At 59.7% G+C, this 605-nt stretch carries 1 protein-coding gene; it reads left to right on the forward strand.

Annotated elements, in window-relative coordinates; all coding sequences use genetic code 11:
• Positions 1 to 281: FCD domain-containing protein (locus tag EOA85_RS36745; RefSeq protein ID WP_348627967.1), on the forward strand; the 281-nt coding region annotated here is incomplete at its 5' end.
• Positions 282 to 605 lie beyond the last annotated feature (324 nt).

Here is a 605-nt window from a genome sequence, read left to right on the forward strand (position 1 = left end):
CAATGTACTCTGCTACTATGTCGATGCTGCATCGGCAGATCGTCTTCGGGATGAGGCTGATCGGACAGTTTCCTTCCTCTGGTTCGCAGACGAGGCTCGACCTTGTCGAAAGCGAGCACGCCCTAATCGTCGAGGCGATTGCCGAGCAGAATGCGCCGCGCGCGTACGAGGCGATGTTCGAGCACCTCAGCAAATCTCGACGCCGACTGCTGGGGTTCGATGCAGTTCCCGATTGGAGCCGCCAACGTCCTACGACGCCACATGGAGAGACCGTGCGCTAACCCCCGCGCGGCTTACAGATCATGTATGGGTTGGTCCTCTTCTATCATCTAGCAGCCACTCCGTTCCCCACTGCAGAGCTACCGTTGCCTCTCTTTCGGCCTAGGCGCGCATAGATCGGGCCCTGGCGCCTCCCTACTCCCGTGCGTCGCGTCCGCTCAACTTGAAGCTCGGGTCGCGCCACAGTGCGTCTATAATCCGAGCGCTGCGAAGTTGCCGGCTAACGTCAAATGGACAAAATCGGCAGAGGTGATGGGTGTCGAGGAAGACGAGTATCGCCGCGAAGAGTGCGCGCAATTCGTTGGGTCGATCTCGATGCACGACGC

Source organism: Mesorhizobium sp. M5C.F.Ca.IN.020.29.1.1, assembly GCF_003997375.1.
Lineage (GTDB): Bacteria > Pseudomonadota > Alphaproteobacteria > Rhizobiales > Rhizobiaceae > Mesorhizobium > Mesorhizobium wenxiniae.